Source organism: Flavobacterium hercynium (assembly GCF_002217285.1).
Taxonomy (GTDB): domain Bacteria; phylum Bacteroidota; class Bacteroidia; order Flavobacteriales; family Flavobacteriaceae; genus Flavobacterium; species Flavobacterium hercynium.
This window is the reverse complement of sequence record NZ_MUGW01000009.1, coordinates 25,267-43,473: the sequence shown is the minus strand read 5'-3', so window position 1 is coordinate 43,473 and position 18,207 is coordinate 25,267. Positions and strand designations below refer to the sequence as shown.

Sequence of the window (18,207 nt, the reverse complement as noted above, 5' to 3'; positions counted from 1 at the left end):
TCTCGCAAAGACGCAAAGTCGCAAAGTTTTTTTCTTTTTGAGTCTTTTTAATAAAACTTTGTGTCTTTGGAAGTAATTTTTTTTTACTCTATTACTTTACTTTTTTAATCTCGCAAAGTCGCAAAGTTGCCAAGTTTTTTTCTTTTTAAGTCCTTTTAATAAAACTTTGCGACTTAGCGCCTTTGCGTGCAATTTTCGCTTTTTTTTTAAAACGTAATTATATTAAGAGTATATCCCTCCGTTTATGTTGATAATTTCTCCTGTAATGTAACTAGACTTTTTAGAAACTAAAAAACTAACTAAGTCTGCTACTTCTTCTGCTTCACCAAAACGGTTCACCGGAATAAGTTTCAGTAATTCTTTTTCGTCTAATTGGCTCGTCATATCTGTTTTAATGAATCCCGGAGCAACGGCATTTACCGTAATATTTCGTTTTGCAACTTCCTGAGCAAGAGCTTTTGTAGCGGCAACGATTGCCCCTTTTGCAGCAGAATAATTTACTTGTCCTGCAGTTCCTTTTACTCCTGAAACCGAAACGATATTGACGATTCTGCCATATTTATTGCGCAGCATTTTTTGAATTAAAAACTGTGTCACATTAAAAAAGCCATTGAGACTTGTGTTTACCACACCGCTCCAGTCTTCTGGTGTCATCCACATAAAAAGACCATCTTTTGTAATTCCGGCATTGTTCACAATCGCTTCAATGATCGCTTCCGGATTAGCATCCTGCCACTTTGTTAAAGTAGCTTGTACCTCTTCAAAATTAGAAACATCAAAGCCTAGAATTTCTCCTGTAGCACCTAATTTTATAATTTCCTGAAGTGTTTCTTCGGCAGCTGTTTTGTTTGAATGATAGTTAATCAAAATATGATAGTTGGACTCTACGGCTAATTTTTTACAAATAGCACTTCCAATTCCTCTCGAGCCTCCTGTTACTAATACACACTTCATTTATGTCAGTTTATTTTTTTAATGTCAATTTAAGGTATTACTTTTTTTTGCCTGCCGGTTTTTTTACCGTTTTAGTCGCAGGTTTTGTCTCGGATTTAGTTTCCGTCTTTGGCTTTTCCGGAGCGACTTCAGCTACAGCAGCTCTTTTTTCTGCTTCAGAGAATAGTTCAGCGTTTTCGAACCATTGGTTGCCTACTACAGTTCCGTCTGGTCTAAGAAAGCCCCATTTCCCTTCATTTTTTACTCTCGCAACACCATCAATAAATCCTTTGTCTTGTTTAAAGAAGAATGCGATAATTCCATTTGCTGTAATTCCGTATTGAGTTGCAATAACCAGTTTTCCACTTTCGTTGATGAATCCCCAGTTTTTTTCTTTCACCGGAGCCAATCCGTTTGAGCTAAAAACTTCTGCATCGCTATATGTTGGCGGAATAACAAATTCTGCCTTAGGATTAATAAATCCCCATTTAGAACCTACACAAACAGGAGCTAAGTTTTTAGAGAATGCTTTTGCTTTATCATAAATTGGCAAAATAACCCAGTTTCCTTTTAAGTCAATGAATCCTATTTTTCCATTCTTTTTAGCATACGTTAAATCCTGAATTTCAAAATCCCATATTTTTTCAGCACCATCAACCGGAATGAATTTTCCACCGCTTACAAGACCAAATGTTTTATCTTTTCTTGCCCAGGTTGTATTTTTAAAATAGTTTCCAATTTCAGCATAAGCCGGTTCAACCAGTTCTTTTCCGTCGGTATTTATAATTCCCCAGTTTTTGTTAAGTTCTACTCGTGCAAAACCGTTTTCGAATTCTTTGATCTGATCGTATTTTGGCTCCAACACAATAGCCATTTTCGTATTGATTAGACCAACTTTTTTATTTTGTCTTATAAAGGCAACACCATCATTGAAATCAAATACTTTTTCAGTTGCCGGAGCTTTTTGTACTTCTCCTTTAGTATTAATGTAAACCCACTCTTTATCTTTTTGTACAACTGCAATTCCGCTGTTAAAGTCCTTTGCATCACTAAAAGTTGCCGGAATAACCCAAGTTCCTTTTGTGTCAATAAACCCCCATTTTCCACCATCTTCTACAGCAGCAAGACCGTTAGAAAAACTTTTTGCAGCTTTGTATTGAGGCTCAATTTTAAAGTTTCCATCTTTTGAGATGTATCCAATTTTTGAGTTCTTTTTAACTAATGCCAATTCTTGACTATTAACGAATTGAATGCAGCATACGAATAAAAAAATAACTAGTTTTTTCATAATTTTTAGGTTCAATATTAATAATAAAATAATGTCTTAACTGTTGATTAGGTAGTCTTTTACTTTTTGAACAAAAGGATACATTACCTGATCTTCTTTAAATTCAGGAATAATGTTTCTAATGTCATCATACCATTTTTTACTGACAGATGAAATTTTGTCTTTTTGAGCTAAATAATCGATTGCCTGAACGATCGTAATCATTTCGATACTTAATACTTCAAAAGCATTTTCGATAACTTTTGAGGTAATTACAGCAGCATTTGTTCCCATACTTACAATGTCCTGATTGTCGTTGTTGTTCGGAATACTGTGTACGTACATTGGGTTAGATAACATTTGGCTTTCGGCAGTTGTTGAGGTTGCAGTAAACTGAACGCCTTGCATTCCGAAGTTAAATCCTAATGTTCCTAAATTGACAAATGGAGGAAGAATTTCATTGATTTTTGAATTCAATAAATAATTCAACTGACGTTCTGCCAACATCGTTAGTTTGGTAATAACGATTTTAAGCTTGTCCATTTCAAGTGAAATGTAATCGCCGTGAAAGTTTCCACCGTGATAAACGTGTTTGTTTTTTACGTCTATAATTGGGTTATCATTTGCAGAGTTAAACTCATCTTCCAAAATGGAAGCTACATTATTTATGGTTTCTAAAACAGGACCTAAAATTTGTGGTACACAACGAAGTGAGTAATATTCCTGAACTTTTTCTTTGAAAATTTCTTCTGTATTTTCTCCTGAATATAAGTGATCTTCTCTTTTACGGATCAAAGTACTGTCAGCAAGATTTTGTCTCATTCTTGCCGCTACTTCCTGTTGTCCTTTATGACGTTTGGTTTGATTTAATTCTTCTGAGAAGTGATCATCATACGCCTGAACCAATTCGTTTATAGCACAAGAACATTTTAGTGACCAATCTAATAATTTTGAAGCGTGGTGAACATTCACAACTCCAATTCCGGTCATTACTGATGTTCCGTTGATTAATGCCAGACCTTCTCTGATTTCTACCTGAATTGGTTTTAAACCTTCAATTTCGAAAACTTCCGGAGTTGGTCTTCTGTCTCCTTTATAAAAAACTTCTCCTTCGCCTATTAAAACTAAAGCTAAATGTGATAATTGTACTAAATCTCCGCTGGCACCAACACCACCGTGTTCGAAGATAAGCGGAGTAATATCTCTGTTGATTAATTCTGCCATTAAGTGAATTACAGAAGGATGAACACCTGAATTTCCTAATGATAGTGTATTTAAACGCGCAAGGATTGCTGCTTTTGCACAAACAGGGCTTAGTGGTTTTCCTGTTCCTGAGGAGTGGCTGCGAATTAAATTATATTGTAACTGAATCTGATCAGATTCTTTAATTCTATATTGAGCCATTGGCCCAAAGCCAGTATTTACGCCATAAATTACTTTATTTCCCGAAAATTCTTTTAGGAAATTAAAGCTTTCGTTTACTCTGTTTAAAACAACATCGCTAATAACAACCTTGTTATTTCCAAAAATTATAGACTCAAATTCTGGTAAGCTTAAATATTCATTAATTGTATTCATTAAATCGTTTTTGATTGTGCTAATTTAATTTTATTTATCAAAATAAATGTAGTTATTTTGATGATGGCAAATGTAAGTTAAATAAATCATAAGATTTCGAATATGACAAAGGAGTTTGTAGATGTTTTAATCATAGGTGCAGGACCATCTGGTTGCGTCTCTGCATCTTATCTTCATAACAATAACGTAAAGATAAAAGTTGTTGAAAAAACAACATTTCCAAGGCTTGTGGTGGGCGAAAGCTTGATTCCGCGAGTGATGGATCATTTTGCCGAAGCGGAGCTTTTTGAAAGTCTCGACGCTATGAATTTTGAAAAAAAGTTAGGAGCCCGTTTTATCAGAGGAGAAGAAATTTGTGTTTTTGATTTCAGTAAAAAGTTTGGAGAAGGCTGGGATTGGACCTGGCAAGTGCCAAGAGCTGATTTTGATAACACGATGGCGCAGGAGGTAATTCGAAAAGGAATTGATCTGGAATTTGGTTCAGAAGTGATAGAAGTTTCTTTTGAAGGGAAAAATTCTAAGACAATTATTAAAGATAAAAATGGAGATCTAAAAGAAATTCACGCGAAATTCATCATAGATTCCAGCGGATACGGACGTGTTTTGCCACGTCTTTTAGATCTTGATACTCCGTCTAAGTTAGATCCACATTCTTCGATTTTCACACACGTCAAAGACATCAACAGACCAGAAGGCGAGGAGGGAACTCAAATTTCATTTGATATTCTGGAAACCGAAGTTTGGTTGTGGGTTATTCCATTTTCGAACGGGAATACAAGTTTAGGTGTTGTAGGACCAACAGATTTTATTAATTCGCTTTCAGAAAATAAAGATAACGCCGAAGCGCTTCAAAATGCAATTCAGAAATCGGATTATTATATTAAACGATTTAAAGGAACGGAGTTTTTATTCGAGCCGGTAAAATTGGAGAATTATTCGAGAGCAGTAAAAAGAATGTACGGAGATGGTTTTGCTTTGACTGGAAACAGTTCTGAGTTTTTAGATCCTGTTTTTTCATCTGGTGTCGCTTTTGCAACTGAATCAGGAATGCTTGCTGCAAAATTATACCTAAAAGAATCTCAGGGAATCGAAGTAGATTGGGAAACGGAATTTACAGCGTACATGAAACGCGGCATTGCAGTTTTCACTACGTATGTAAACGAATGGTACACCGGAAATTTGCAAACGTTATTTTTTCACCAACCTGAAAATCCTGAAGTAAAAGAAAAAATATGCTCCGTTTTAGCAGGATATGTCTGGAACGAAGAGAATCCGTTTGTTAAGAAACACGACAACGTAATTAAAAATATGGCCTATATGCTGAACATGCAGAAGGAAGAAAATCAAAGCCCTGAATAAGGGCTTTTTTTGTGGTTGTTTTAATGCTTGATTTAAAGTAATATTTAATAAAAGCGGTTTTTTAATATTTCTATTACTTCCAAAGCATTAGGATTTTCTTCTAATATTTTTTTTAACTTTTCAGGATCAGTTCCTTCATCAGGGACTAATTTCAATCCTCTTTTTAATACTGTAAGTTCAGTTGAAATGAATTTATTTTTGCCGCCACTAAAGGATTCTGTATTCTGTGAAATATAAACGACCTGATTTCTTTTTTTATCATCCCATAAATAGTTAGACTGTAAATGATTGTTTTTATTATATATATTTTCGCGAAGAGGTTTGCCAAATTTACCTTTTATATAATTTAATAATTCGATGCCTTCCTTTTCATTTTCAATAGTAAGGATGTATCCGGAAAACTTATTCGATTTAAAATTATCAACATAAAGAGATATACTACTAGTATAAGATATTAAACTATTTTTTTCTGTGTCTCTCATCTTTAGATTAGAAAAGACAACATTTCCATATTTAAAAATATCCACTTCTTCTGTCACGTAAGCAACATTTCCATAATCTACATTTTTGTCTTTTTCAAATTTTGTAGAATCTTTAATGATTGATAATATATCAGTATCAAATTTTAATGTTTCTAAATCAGTTGAAGTAGTAGTACATGAAATTATTAATAAGGGTAATGTGAGTAAGAAGAATGTTTTTTTCATTGTATTTTATGTTTTAGAGCTAAGAGTTGTACTACCTCAAGATTTATATAATTTCTAATTCTGTTTTTCCCTTTGGGACATAGAACATCTGTTCTAACATTAGTTCTTCTTTGGTTTCTTTATTAAAGAGATAGAAAGCAGGTTCTCCATTTGATTTTTTTAATGTTACTAACTTTCCATAACCATAAAACTTTAAAGTTGTGTCAGCAGGAAGAGGCATAACCTTAAAACCATTTTTAGCTTCCTCGATCAAGCTATCAATTCTGTCTTTAGATTCCGAAGCGCTTAAGTACATTGATGTGGCCATGTTCCTTTCTCGTGTTTTAATTTTATCTATAAATTCACTATACTTTTCACTCTCCAGTAATTCTGCCAAATTATTGTATTGAGCAATAAGTTTTTCTCCCAATTTTTCTACATCATTTAGATTTTCACCATCATTCCATTTTGTTAATGTATAAGGAATTTCTGCTACAAAGGCGGATGCGATAGTTAAAGATGGAGTTTTCTGATCTTTGCCTACTTTCTCAAATATTGTTTCTGCAAAGTCATTAACGTGTTTAAATTCATTATTGGCTACATCCATTAATCTAACATTAAAACGAAGTGCTGCTTCAGAATTTAAATCTTGTTGTCCCGAAATAGCCTTTATAGTTGCCGTTATTAATTGTTCTCCAGATTTATATATGGCGTAATTTATTGGGATATTAGTTGAAACTTGTCCTGTAGTCTCCATACTTATCACAGGAATGTCATTTATTAAAATTTCAAAATAACAAGCTGCAGCTGAAAATTCTATAGTGTAATATGGTTCGTATATCATTTTATTAAATTTTTAATTAACTGATTTTAGGTTTCCACTATCAAAGCCTAAGTATCCAATAAAATCTACCCATTCTCTATCGGTTTTTTTATAAACAAATAAAACGCGATAAAATTCATCATTATCTTTTGTAAAGTAATAATAACAAATGTTATTATTTACCCATAGAAAAGTATTAATAGGACCTAGTTTATAAACGTTTTTTGGTTTTCCAAATAAAAGATTAAGATTACGGGACAACTCATCAGATTCAAACTTTGTAAACAAGTTTATCTGATACATTCCTATTATATTGTTTTTTTCATTGTTTAGAGCTCCAATTTCTGGATCAATTTTGCCGTAATGAAACATTACATTATTTGTGCCAAGGCTATTTTTATTTGCTAGATTAGTTTTGTTAAAAGTTAATAAGTTTTTTGACTCAAATACTAATCTTTCATTACCCATAGATGTTAATTGTTCATTCTTTACTGTATCTTTTTTAGATAGATTAGCAGATGATAAAATGTCCGTTATTTCTTCATCAAAGGTTAAATTATGTAAATCAAAAGGTTTTGATACTTTTGTTTTTTTCATTTCCTGTTCAGGTTTTTTGTTAGTTTGAGAATTACACGATTGTAATATAATTAACACTAAAAGGATTGGTAATAATTTTGCTTTTTTCATTTTATATAATTTAGAATAATTTTATTTTAGAACTAATTTTTGTTACTTCTTCGAACTTTTGTATTACATCAAAAGGATCAAAAAGATTTTTTTCATATTTGTAATCAGCTAAATCAGCACTTCGATCACCTGCAAAAATTCCTTTTTTGATTAATAATCCCACTTTTGCTTTAATTACACCAGTGACTCTTAAACCATCAAAATTTAATGCTGGCTGATAATATATTGAGACTTCTTCACTATTTTTTCCATAAAATAATTGATGTGCAAAAGTTGCTGAACCAACTGCTTTTCCTGAAACTTCAGCATAGGCATAAGCTTCTCCTATTAAGATAACCACATTTGCTTTTATTTCTAAACCAGCTCTCAGTTCTATCTTTAAAACAGTTTCAAGTTTAGCTTCTCCATTATTTTCATCTGATTTAGTATTTACTTTTAATTTAGAAGACCCATTTATAGTACCTGTAATTTCTAAGTCAATATACATTTTAAGACTTATAGTGTTGTCCTCATCTCCCAGCCAGTCTCTTACTTCATTAAATATTTTCATCGCGGCTAAATTGCCTGAACCTCCAGTAGTTGCCGCCACACCTAACTGTACTAGACCAGCTAATAAATCAATGTTTAAGCCTAATTCTATTAACGGTTCTGCTATAAAATAAAATTCGATTGCAGTACCTATTTCAAGTGTTTCTTTTCCTTTTTTCTTTCCTCTCTCTAAGTTCCATTCGGCACCAAGACGAAGGTTGGGAGGGTTCATTTCAACCCATAACGGCCAATTTTTCCCTAATCGGGTTTTGCTTACAGCTCCTTTTGTTTCGCCAGTTATTGTTTTTGAAAACTCTTTTAGTGAAGCAAATACAGAGTAAAATTGTTTTATTTTAGTTTCATATTTGAGAGTAGCATCAAAATGTTTGTCGTATTTATCATTGTTAATTTTATCCCAATTAGCTTCTAAAACTACTCCAAATTCTACTTCTGTCTGTTTCCATCTTTTTTCTGCGCCTATTTTTCCAGCATTACTTTGCATCTGTTTATGCTGTGCAGGTGATAGTTTTTGCCATTTTACACTTAATTTATTAGTTAAATTTAGTAATAAATGAAAATCCCACTTAATGTCGGGATAAGTTTTAACTAGAATCGTTGTGTTGGATGCAACTGAATAATAACGACAAGAGTGTATATCAATATTATACTGATTTACAAAAAGTTTTGGTAAAAGATATTTAAGCGGGTATTTTTCTAATGCATCTATATTTGATTTTACTGGAAAAGCTAATTTATTAGTTACTTTATCAATTACCTTATCATATTCAGGAGAATTAATTCTAATATTTTTTCGGTGTTTAATATCTTTAAAACAGGCTTTATTTTCAAATTCGGTGACATCTATTGTAAGATCTTGTTCGTAACTTGGTGCAATAGTTTCGTAAATTATAGTTTGTGCGTCATGTCCATAGGAGTCAAAAGAAATGTCTACTCTGCGGTTTTCATTATATTCTTTTTCATTTTTATATTTTATATCATCACGTCCTTTTTTGTCATCTGATGGGTTAACCTCTCCACGTCCTGTAGAAATAATCCTGTAAGCAGCTAAGCCACCATCTGCAAAGACTTTTTTTACAGCGTCACTACGTTGTTGCGAGAGTTTTTGGTTATATTGTTCTTTTCCTATTACACAAGCATGCCCATCTACTTTGATGTAAGAATGTTGAGATAGCAACAAATATTGTAAAACATTGTGAAGAACTGATTTGGCATCAGAAGTTATATCATATTTTTCAAAATCAAAATATATAGTTTTTAAGATTGGTGTTTTTGGTGTCCAGGTATTTTCTAAATTTTTACCATTATCAAAAACGAGTAGTGGTGTTTTTTTGCTTTCAGTAATTGAAATAGTTTCGAATCGACAGAGTTCAAATCTTTCTTTGTTAGGAATTGGCTCTCCAGTTTTTAATGGAGATAAGTTTGTTGGAGGAGTTGTCTGTTTTGAGCTTATTTTTTTGTTAATTTTTAAAAAAGAACCATGTTTGGTTTCCTTTTTATCATTAGGAATATATAGTTGATTTGCAGGATCAAAAACTTTTACATAAAACTCTTCCGTTTCTTTAATACCTTTAAGATTAGAATACCAAGAAAAAGTATTTTTGATTTCAAGATTTATTTCGCCATCAATTACGTCTACACTCGTATATCGAAACAAAGCTTTCTTATCATCTGTTTTTCTAAAAACATCTATACTAAGATTTAGATTACCATTAAGACCTTCGGTTACTAAATTAAGATAGATTTTATCTCCGTAATTAAAAGTTTGACTTTTACTAACATCCTTTCCGTCATTTGTTGTACACCATTTACTACTCTTTATCTTCGCAGGACAATTACCGCTTATTAGCAGACCTGTTTTGTTTATAACATCTCTATTACCAGAAAGGCTTGCTTCTAGATAATATTCAAATGGACCACATAAATTTTTAGGAAGCTTAATACCATACTTATTACTTACAGGTATTATTTTTTGTAAAATGATAGTTCTTGTTTTAAGATCCTGAAAAATCCAGGTTATATTCTTTTTTTTGTCAGATTCAGTAGTAGCATCGTACCATTTTTCTATTGTAAAAAAGACATGCTGATCTGGAGCGATTACAACTTTTTTATTCGGAATAGATAAATCTTTTTTTACTATCCCGTCACCCGTCCATTTTATTTTTTTAACACCTTTTACCATTTTTAAAATATTTTTTAGATTGATTAAAGATCACTTATCCCTTCATGTTTAGCTTGCTTACTATACATGTCTTTAACATCAACCATTGGGTTAACGAGGTTGTGAACCATTGGCTCTGTATTTTTAAAATTTTGTTCTGCGGGTTCTGCGGTTTGTCCGTGATCGGTGATTTCTATGCAATCAGGTCCTCCCATTGGGCACGTTCCTTTACTATCTTCAAGCAATATTTGCCCATCATTACTTAGTGTAACTTTATCATAAGGTTTACTCCATTTTGTAATCACCGCCATGCAAGGTGCAAACGAGCTTCCCACAGGTTGTTTTTTGCAATTACCAAAGGTGTTTTTCTCTAAAGTCTGTTGAATCTCTTTGGTGGTAGCAAGGAGTTTTTCAGATCCTTCTTTGTCATTGGCAAAGTGCTTTTTATGTGATTTAACTTTTATCTTATCAGTTTTAGAAGGGTCTTCACTAAACTTGCACTTGCAAGTGGCACCCTGGACTACAAAATGTTTTTCGCTCATAATTTTAATCGTTTACAATTGCCACCACTTTTTTTGAGGTTTGGTTTCTTCAATAAATAATTCTTGTCTTGGACTTGCGCTAATCTCTTTTTTGTCATCTAAATTAGATATCGTAACGGTATAATTTTGTGGAGTATCTAACTTTAAATCACAGCTAATAAAAATACTTTCGGGCATGTAGTTTTGAGGATTCAGGAAATATTTAGCTCTGTAATTTCCTTCTGGTTTTTCCTCAGAATATTCTTTTATAGGCAGACTTAAATCATGCTCAAAATCGGTTTTGGTCCGATCATCATGAAGCTTTCCGTTGATGTCGATTACTAAGAAGTCGTCGATGTCCAGATAAGCGTCTAGTTTTTGTTGAACATTGTAATTTATATTTTCGCTCTTTGCCATACTAGGAAAACTAGTCTCTTTTTCAATTGATAACGATGAAGAATACTGAACGTGAATTCCGTTGAAAAACGCATTCAGAAACCAGTCTTTGGAGAGTGAAAGGTATAAAGTATCATCATCTTCGAGATTACGATCGTAAATAGCGAGGTATTTTTCGACCTGATCTCCTTTGTAATACTTTCGGATTTCTTTTTTAACCTTTTGCCAGCGCGTTTCGATTTCGTTAAAGTTATTGATGTAAACCCATTTTCCGTTTTCATCAACTACAACAAGCAATGGATATAATGCTGCCGAAGCTTTTTCGGCAATATCTTGTACCATAGAATCTGCTGCGGTATCATTTATGTAAACGCTGCCAATTCTGTTTACTTCAAAAAAGTAATAACCATTTTCGCTTTTGGCTTTCCACTTTACGTTTACTTGTTGTTTGATAGTATTTACAGTTGCACCGCTTTCGATAGTGTAAAGTACACCATACGAAATATTTGTCTGAGCCTGATTCAAAGAAATGCCAAAAGCTCCATCGTTAAAAATTGCTTTTTTGCGAATTTTTTCTTTTTCCTCGTCCGAAAGTTCAATTTTTTCGGGCGCTAAAATAACATACCGAAGATGGTTCGGAAAATCGGCTTCAATTAAATCTTGCAATGGGCAAAATTTATTGTGATAACTTCTCAGATCATCAGGTCTGATAACTAGTTGTTTAGCAACGCTTATTAAGGTGTCATTCTTTTTAATCTTGTAGGTTAAATGATCCTCATAAGTGAACTCGGGAATGTAGGGCATGTACTATCAATATTAGTGCGCCAAATATATGTTTTTTCCTGCTAATCAAATGCATTATGTTAAAAAAAAAAGACTGTCATTTCTGACAATCTTTTTTTCCTCAAAAAAATAGTTTTTATAAAATTATGTTACCAGAATTTCACATATAATGCGATGATAACTAATAACGTAATTACGATTAAAACTGTAGTTTGTGGTTTTACTTTAAACATTTCAGAGTCTATTTCAAACGCTTTAGGATTAACTTTTGGTCCAGCGAAACTTATTGCCACCATTGTTAGTGTAGTAAACAAGAATGATAACCCCATACAAATATGGAATGGAATCTCGTAAGCTCCTTTTCCGTTTGGATAAGCTGTGTATAATAATGTTTCGTTTCCGAACAACATTGGTGCGTATTCGTTGAATAATACAGACAATACAAAACCTAAAATTACACCCACGATTGCTGCTGTTCCTGTTGTTCTTTTCCAGAACATACCTAAAACGAACATAGCGAAAACTCCAGGGCTAATAAATCCGGTGTATTTTTGAATGTAAGTGAATCCACCAACTCCGCCAATACCTAAAATATCATTCCATGTAAATAAAACGGCAAGAAGCATCGCTGCAAATACGGCAATTCTACCAATGTTTACCTGTTGTTTTTCTCCAGCTTCTTTCTGAATGTATTTTTTATGAATATCTAAAGTATAAATAGTCGAGATACTGTTTACTTTTCCGGCTAATGAAGCTACAATTGCAGCTGTTAATGCCGCTACAGAAAGTCCTTTTAATCCTGTTGGCAAGAAAGTCAATACAGCAGAATATGCACCATCTTTTCCTCCAACCAATTGTGGTAAATGTCCGTTTTGGTATAATACGTAAGCCGCAATACCTGGTAACATTACGATTAAAGGCATTAATAATTTTAAGATACCAGCAAATAAAATACCAGTACGTGCAGTTTGTAAATCAGCACCTAAAGCTCTTTGTGTGATGTATTGGTTACAACCCCAATAGTTTAAGTTAATGATCCAGATACCGGCAAGGTAAGACATTAAACCTGGGAAAGTTAAATATTTATCGATATCAAGTTGAGAAGAAGTTGCCGTAGGTTTTGGAATAATCATTTTGAAATGCTCAGGCGCTTCTCTCATTAATACTTTGAAACCTGCAATTGCATTTTCTCCTACTCCAAAATATTGTCCCACAGTTGTTAGTGCAATGTACGAAGTTACCAAACCTCCAATAATCAAAACAGCAACCTGAATAACGTCGGTATACGCTACCACTTTCATACCTCCTAAAGAGATAAACAAAGCAAAAACAGCCAAACCAACCATAATTACGTGCAGGTATTCCCCACCGGCTAAACCATTAATAGCAACAGCTCCTAAATACAGAATGGAAGTTAAGTTTACAAAAACATACAGGAACAACCAGAAAACAGCCATAATCAAAGCAGTAGATTCGTTGTAACGTGTTTTTAAGAATTGTGGCATGGTGTAAATCTTATTTTTAAGATAAACAGGAATAAACCATACAGCCACGATAATCAAGGCAACAGCAGCTAACCACTCATAAGCAGCAACAGCAATTCCTAAAAAGAAACCTTCACCGCTCATTCCGATGAATTGTTCTGCTGAAATATTAGAGGCAATTAAAGATGCTCCAATAGCCCACCAGGTTAAGTTTCCTTCGGCTAAAAAGTAAGCCTTTGCATCTTGTTCGTCTTGTTTACGTTTTCTGTAAACGGTATATCCGTAGACAGAGACTACGATAAAGTAAATAATAAAAACCGCATAATCTGCGAGAGCGAGGTTTTGGTTCATTGTTAGTGGTATTAAATAAATTAGTATAGTGATTGTTTTTGGGGTTAATTTTAAAACCAGATTTGATTTGGGGAATCTGGTTTTAAAATATATTATATGTTTTTATTCCTGGTTTTTAGTAAGGGGCATTGTAGCTGAGATATGAAAAACAAAATTTAGTTAGGTTTTGTTTTTTAATTATGCTCTGCTTTTTTATTATGATTTAAGTACTTCTACTCTGTCTTTATAATGTATGTCTGATAATTCTCTTAATACTTCAGCACATGTTTCAGGCGTAATATCGCGTTGAGATTCTCCCAGCATTTCGTATCCTACCATGAATTTTTTTACAGTTGCTGAACGCAATAAAGGCGGATAAAAGTGCATGTGGAAGTGCCATTCCGGATGCTCCATATTATCTGTTGGTGCCTGATGAATTCCTGAAGAATAAGGGAAAGAAGTGTTGAACAAATTATCGTATTTAATCGTTAATTGTTTTAAAATCTTTGCATAAGCTTTAGTTTCTTCGTCGGTTAAATCCGTGATTCTTCCAAAGCTTCTTTTGCTTATAATCATTGTTTCATAAGGCCATGTTGCCCAAAACGGAATTAAAGCTACGAAGTGGTCATTTTCAAGAACAATACGTTGTCCGTTTTTTGACTCTGCTTTAAGATAATCAGCTAAAAGTGTAGTACCATTTTTTTCGTAATAAGCTTTTAGGCAATTTTGTGTTTTCTGAACCTGATTTGGTAGTGATGATTGCGCCCAGATTTGTCCGTGTGGATGCGGGTTGCTGCAGCCCATTACGCTTCCTTTGTTTTCGAAAATCTGAACGTGGTTGATGTATTTAATACTGCCTAATTCTTTGTATTCTTTTTGCCATGTTTTAATGACGCCTTCAATTGCTTCAACACTCATTTCCGGTAAGGTAAGATCGTGTCTTGGTGAGAAACAAATTACTTTAGAAATTCCTCTTTCCGGTTCTGCTTTAAAGAAGGTATGTTTAATTTCTTCTTCATACATTACTTCTTCTTGTTTTAAGGCGGCAAAATCATTTTCAAATACATAACTACCTTCATACTTTGGATTATGAGTTCCGTTAGCACGAACATTACCCGGGCATAGGTAACAGTTTTCGTCATGTTTAGGTAATACTTCAGTTGAAATTGATTCATTTTGTCCTTGCCACGGACGTTGAGCTCGGTGAGGAGATACTAAAACCCATTCATTAAGTAAGGGGTTAAAACGTCTGTGAGGGTCTGTGTTAATGTCAAAATTTTTCATTGTAATTTGCTAAGGTATTTAATGTAGAATAGTCCCGTTTGCGATTTTTACATCGTAAAACTTAAGTTCGATCCCAAATATATCTAAATAAAGGTTGGAAAACTTACTTTTTACATCATTTTCGTAACCTTTTTGTATTAAATTTATAGTGCAACCACCAAAACCACCTCCCATTAAACGAGAACCAAGGATAAAATCGTCTTTTTTAGCGTTTTCTACCAGCATATCCAGCTCTTCGCAGCTTACTTCGTACTCCTGAGATAAACCATCATGTGTTTCAAAAAGCAACTGACCCAAAAGTGCGATATTTCCGCTGTCTAGTGCTTCACAGGCTCTTATAACACGACTTATTTCTTTTACAACAAAATGTACTCTTTTAAATACTACAGGATTCATCTTGTCCTGAATACTCAACAATTGTGTTTCGGTACAATCCCTAAAGCTTTTAACCTCAGGAAAGTGGCTTTTGATAATAGCCAGTCCTTCTTCACACTCCAATCGTCTTGTATTATATTCTGATGTAAAAAGAGAATGTTTTACATTACTATCAAATAATACTAATGAATAATCTTTAAAATCAGCGTTGTGATATTCAAATTCTAAAGTGTTGCAATCTAATTTTATAACTTTGTTTTCAAGACCATGTACGCTCGAAAACTGATCCATAATACCGCAATTGATACCCACCCAGTGTTCTGCTTTTTGTCCCATTAAGGCAATGTCAACCTTTGCAATCGTAAGATCAAAAAGAGCAGCGATACCGTAAATCATTCCGCATTCTAATGCTGCAGACGAAGACAACCCGGAACCAACCGGAATATTACTGCTAAAAACACAGTTGAAACCTTCGAATGAAAAACCATGGTCCTGCAATTGTTTGATGACACCCAACACATAATTAGTCCAGACAACATCGCTTAATTTGATTTCTTTGGTTAAATCGACTTCAAATTCTTCTCCTAAATCTATTGCAATGATTTTAGAGGTATTGGTATTGTTTTTTTCGAAAGCAAAGCAAATAATCTTGTCAATTGCCGCCGGTAAAACAAAACCGTCGTTGTAATCGATATGTTCTCCAATAATGTTAATTCTTCCCGGAGACAGCACCGTTTTTTGAGGAGCAGATCCAAAAGATTTCTCAAAATAGGCCGTCGTGTCTTGTATTAAAATGTCGTTCATCTGATATAAATAATGGTATTTTTTTTATAAATCTTACTTTATGTTTTCGAATTTATAAATGGTTTTTTGTTTGTATTCTTCTCCTTTTTTCAAAACTGAATTCGGAAAATGTGTATGGTTTGGAGCGTCAGGAAAATTTTGTGTTTCGAAACAAATTCCGCTTGACGGATGATAAGCTGCGTTTTCTTTTCCTTTTATAGTATCAAAACAATTTCCGCCTACATATATATGTACACTTGGCTGATCTGTATAAACGCTCATTTTTAAATTGTTTTTTTCGCTAAAGAATTGTGCCGCAACTTCATTTTTAGCTTTCACAACAAACGAATTGTCAATCACAGCAGGACATTTTTTTGCTGTTCTAAAATCAAAATCATGGTTGGAAAGTTCTGTGAAATTTCCTGATGGAATATTATCTGCGTCAACTTCCAAAATCTGATCTGCATTTACAAACACTTCCTGATCCAAAACAGATGAATCGTGACCGTTGAGGTTAAAATAACTGTGATGCGTTAGATTAATGACTGTGTCTTCAGTAGTTGTTGCGTTATATTCTAATTGTAATTCGTTTTCTTCTGTTAAAGTATACTTTAAATAAACATGCAATTCTCCAGGGAAATTTTCATCTAAATGTTCGCTCGAAAGACTTAAGGTGATAGATGGATTTTTGCCATTAGTTACATCTGCTACATTCCAAACCTTTCTTCCAAAACCTACATTACCGCCATGAAGTGTATTTCTGTTGTTATTACCTACAAGTTGAAAAACCTTATCATTTAATGTAAATACTCCTTTGTTGATTCGTCCTGCATATCTGCCTACTGTGGTACCAAAATAAGGAGCACTTGGCAAACTATAAGAATCCAGGTAAGCCTTTAAATCATCAAAACCTAAAACGACATCTGCTACTTTGCCATTTTCAAGCGGTATCTGCAAAGAAGTTACTGTAGCGCCATAGTTTATAATTTGCACTTTCAGACCATTTTCATTCGACAATTCAAAAGAATAGATGTCTTCTTTGTCAGGCATTATACCAAATAATTTTGTTGTAGATCTGTCCATTAAATGCGATATGTGTTTTATTTTTCTAATATTTTTACCAATAATGAAATCCAAAAATAGAAACATTCTTTATTTTTACATACCAGTACCTACCAGTTTTTAGTATATTGCAATAAAAAATAATTTTCATGAATATAATTTCAATTCAAGCCAATCTTGGTTTGCCAAAATATAAGCAGATTATTCTTTCAATAGAAAAAGCGATTGAAGAAGGGAAGTTGGTAAAAGGAGACAGGCTTCCGTCTGTAAATAAAGTTTGTCTTGCCTTTTCATTGTCTCGCGATACGGTGTTATTGGGATACGATGAATTGAAAAAAAGAGGGATTATTTTTGCCATTCCCGGTAAAGGATATTACGTGAAAAGCGTTGAAATCAGTATAAAACAAAAGATTTTTTTACTTTTTGATGAATTAAATACGTTTAAGGAAGATCTCTATAATTCGTTTTTAAAAAATATTGGAAAGAATGTCCAGGTCGATATTTTCTTTCACCATTTTAATGTAAAGGTGTTTAAAAAACTCGTAAAAGACAGCAACGGCAATTACACCAAATATATTATTATGCCAACGAACTTAAACGATATCGTTGAATCGATAAAAACCCTACCAGTAAACGACGTTATTATCCTTGATCAGACCAATCCTGATTTGAATTTTTACCCTGCTGTATATCAAAATCATCAGAAAGATATCTTTGAAGGGATGCAAAAAGGAAAGTCAAAGCTCAATAAATATACAAGAATGATTTTGATTTTTCCGGGTTTTAGGGAGCCACTCGGTATGAAAAAGGGATTTGAAGAGTTCTGCGAGGAATACAATTTTAAGTATGAAATCATAACCGAGTTTGCCGCCAGAGAAATAGAAGTAGGAGATTTGTATGTTATCCCCAATGATCGTGATCTGGTGCGGGTAATCGAAAATGCGAGAAAACAAAACTTAAGCCTGGGTAACGATTTCGGAATCATTTCGTATAATGAAACACCTTTGAAAAAGATTGTGGCAAATGGTATTACGACGATTTCGACTAACTTTGAAACAATGGGAAAAATTCTAGCCGATATGGTGCTCAAAGGAAACAAAGATCAAATCGAAAACAAGTCGTCGCTATTAATCCGAAATTCACTTTAAT

General features: G+C 33.4%; 15 protein-coding genes. 2 read left to right on the top strand and 13 right to left on the bottom strand.

Annotated elements, in window-relative coordinates; genetic code table 11:
• Positions 1–222: 222 nt before the first annotated feature.
• Genes fabG through B0A66_RS04760 form a run of 3 tightly spaced genes read right to left on the bottom strand, consistent with a single transcriptional unit; the run spans position 223 to position 3,778 of the window.
• The gene (gene fabG / locus B0A66_RS04770; protein WP_089048717.1) at positions 223–954 is read right to left on the bottom strand and encodes a 3-oxoacyl-ACP reductase FabG; all 732 of its coding nucleotides are present in this window, start codon (positions 952–954) and stop codon (positions 223–225) included.
• A 37-nt stretch (positions 955–991) separates the two neighbouring features.
• Complete coding sequence (locus B0A66_RS04765) at positions 992–2,221, bottom strand: WG repeat-containing protein (RefSeq protein ID WP_089048716.1); 1,230 nt, start codon at positions 2,219–2,221, stop codon at positions 992–994.
• 36 nt (positions 2,222–2,257) lie between these two features.
• Positions 2,258–3,778, bottom strand: a complete 1,521-nt coding sequence (locus tag B0A66_RS04760; protein ID WP_089048715.1) for an HAL/PAL/TAL family ammonia-lyase — start codon at positions 3,776–3,778, stop codon at positions 2,258–2,260.
• Positions 3,779–3,880: 102 nt separating this feature from the next.
• Here B0A66_RS04760 and B0A66_RS04755 point away from each other — a divergent pair, with 102 nt between their 5' ends.
• Entirely contained in the window at positions 3,881–5,137 is a 1,257-nt protein-coding gene (locus B0A66_RS04755) for an NAD(P)/FAD-dependent oxidoreductase (RefSeq protein ID WP_089048714.1), read from the top strand.
• Positions 5,138–5,181: 44 nt separating this feature from the next.
• On the opposite strand, the gene B0A66_RS04750 is transcribed toward B0A66_RS04755, so the two are convergent.
• The 10 genes from B0A66_RS04750 to B0A66_RS04705 form a co-directional block, all read right to left on the bottom strand.
• Entirely contained in the window at positions 5,182–5,844 is a 663-nt protein-coding gene (locus B0A66_RS04750) for a hypothetical protein (protein ID WP_089048713.1), read from the bottom strand.
• A 43-nt stretch (positions 5,845–5,887) separates the two neighbouring features.
• Positions 5,888–6,667: a hypothetical protein gene (locus tag B0A66_RS04745; RefSeq protein ID WP_089048712.1), complete on the bottom strand. Its 780-nt coding sequence runs from the start codon at positions 6,665–6,667 to the stop codon at positions 5,888–5,890.
• 12 nt (positions 6,668–6,679) lie between these two features.
• On the bottom strand, positions 6,680–7,333 hold the full coding sequence (locus B0A66_RS04740; RefSeq protein ID WP_089048711.1) for a hypothetical protein: 654 nt from the start codon (positions 7,331–7,333) through the stop codon (positions 6,680–6,682).
• 10 nt (positions 7,334–7,343) lie between these two features.
• On the bottom strand, positions 7,344–10,061 hold the full coding sequence (locus B0A66_RS04735) for an OmpA family protein (RefSeq protein ID WP_089048710.1): 2,718 nt from the start codon (positions 10,059–10,061) through the stop codon (positions 7,344–7,346).
• Positions 10,062–10,084: 23 nt separating this feature from the next.
• Entirely contained in the window at positions 10,085–10,582 is a 498-nt protein-coding gene (locus tag B0A66_RS04730) for a DUF4280 domain-containing protein (RefSeq protein ID WP_089048709.1), read from the bottom strand.
• A gap of 12 nt (positions 10,583–10,594) precedes the next feature.
• Positions 10,595–11,761 (bottom strand): peptidoglycan-binding protein LysM, encoded by a 1,167-nt coding sequence (locus tag B0A66_RS04725; protein WP_089048708.1) that lies wholly within the window; start codon positions 11,759–11,761, stop codon positions 10,595–10,597.
• A gap of 128 nt (positions 11,762–11,889) precedes the next feature.
• Positions 11,890–13,575 (bottom strand): sodium/sugar symporter, encoded by a 1,686-nt coding sequence (locus tag B0A66_RS04720; RefSeq protein WP_089048707.1) that lies wholly within the window; start codon positions 13,573–13,575, stop codon positions 11,890–11,892.
• Positions 13,576–13,770: 195 nt separating this feature from the next.
• On the bottom strand, positions 13,771–14,838 hold the full coding sequence (locus B0A66_RS04715; protein ID WP_089048706.1) for a UDP-glucose--hexose-1-phosphate uridylyltransferase: 1,068 nt from the start codon (positions 14,836–14,838) through the stop codon (positions 13,771–13,773).
• An 18-nt stretch (positions 14,839–14,856) separates the two neighbouring features.
• The gene (gene galK, locus B0A66_RS04710) at positions 14,857–16,017 is read right to left on the bottom strand and encodes a galactokinase (RefSeq protein WP_089048705.1); all 1,161 of its coding nucleotides are present in this window, start codon (positions 16,015–16,017) and stop codon (positions 14,857–14,859) included.
• Between the two features lie 33 nt (positions 16,018–16,050).
• Entirely contained in the window at positions 16,051–17,145 is a 1,095-nt protein-coding gene (locus B0A66_RS04705; RefSeq protein WP_089048704.1) for an aldose epimerase family protein, read from the bottom strand.
• A 62-nt stretch (positions 17,146–17,207) separates the two neighbouring features.
• On the opposite strand from B0A66_RS04705, the gene B0A66_RS04700 reads away from it, so the two are divergent.
• The gene (locus B0A66_RS04700; protein WP_089048703.1) at positions 17,208–18,206 is read left to right on the top strand and encodes a GntR family transcriptional regulator; all 999 of its coding nucleotides are present in this window, start codon (positions 17,208–17,210) and stop codon (positions 18,204–18,206) included.
• Position 18,207 lies beyond the last annotated feature (1 nt).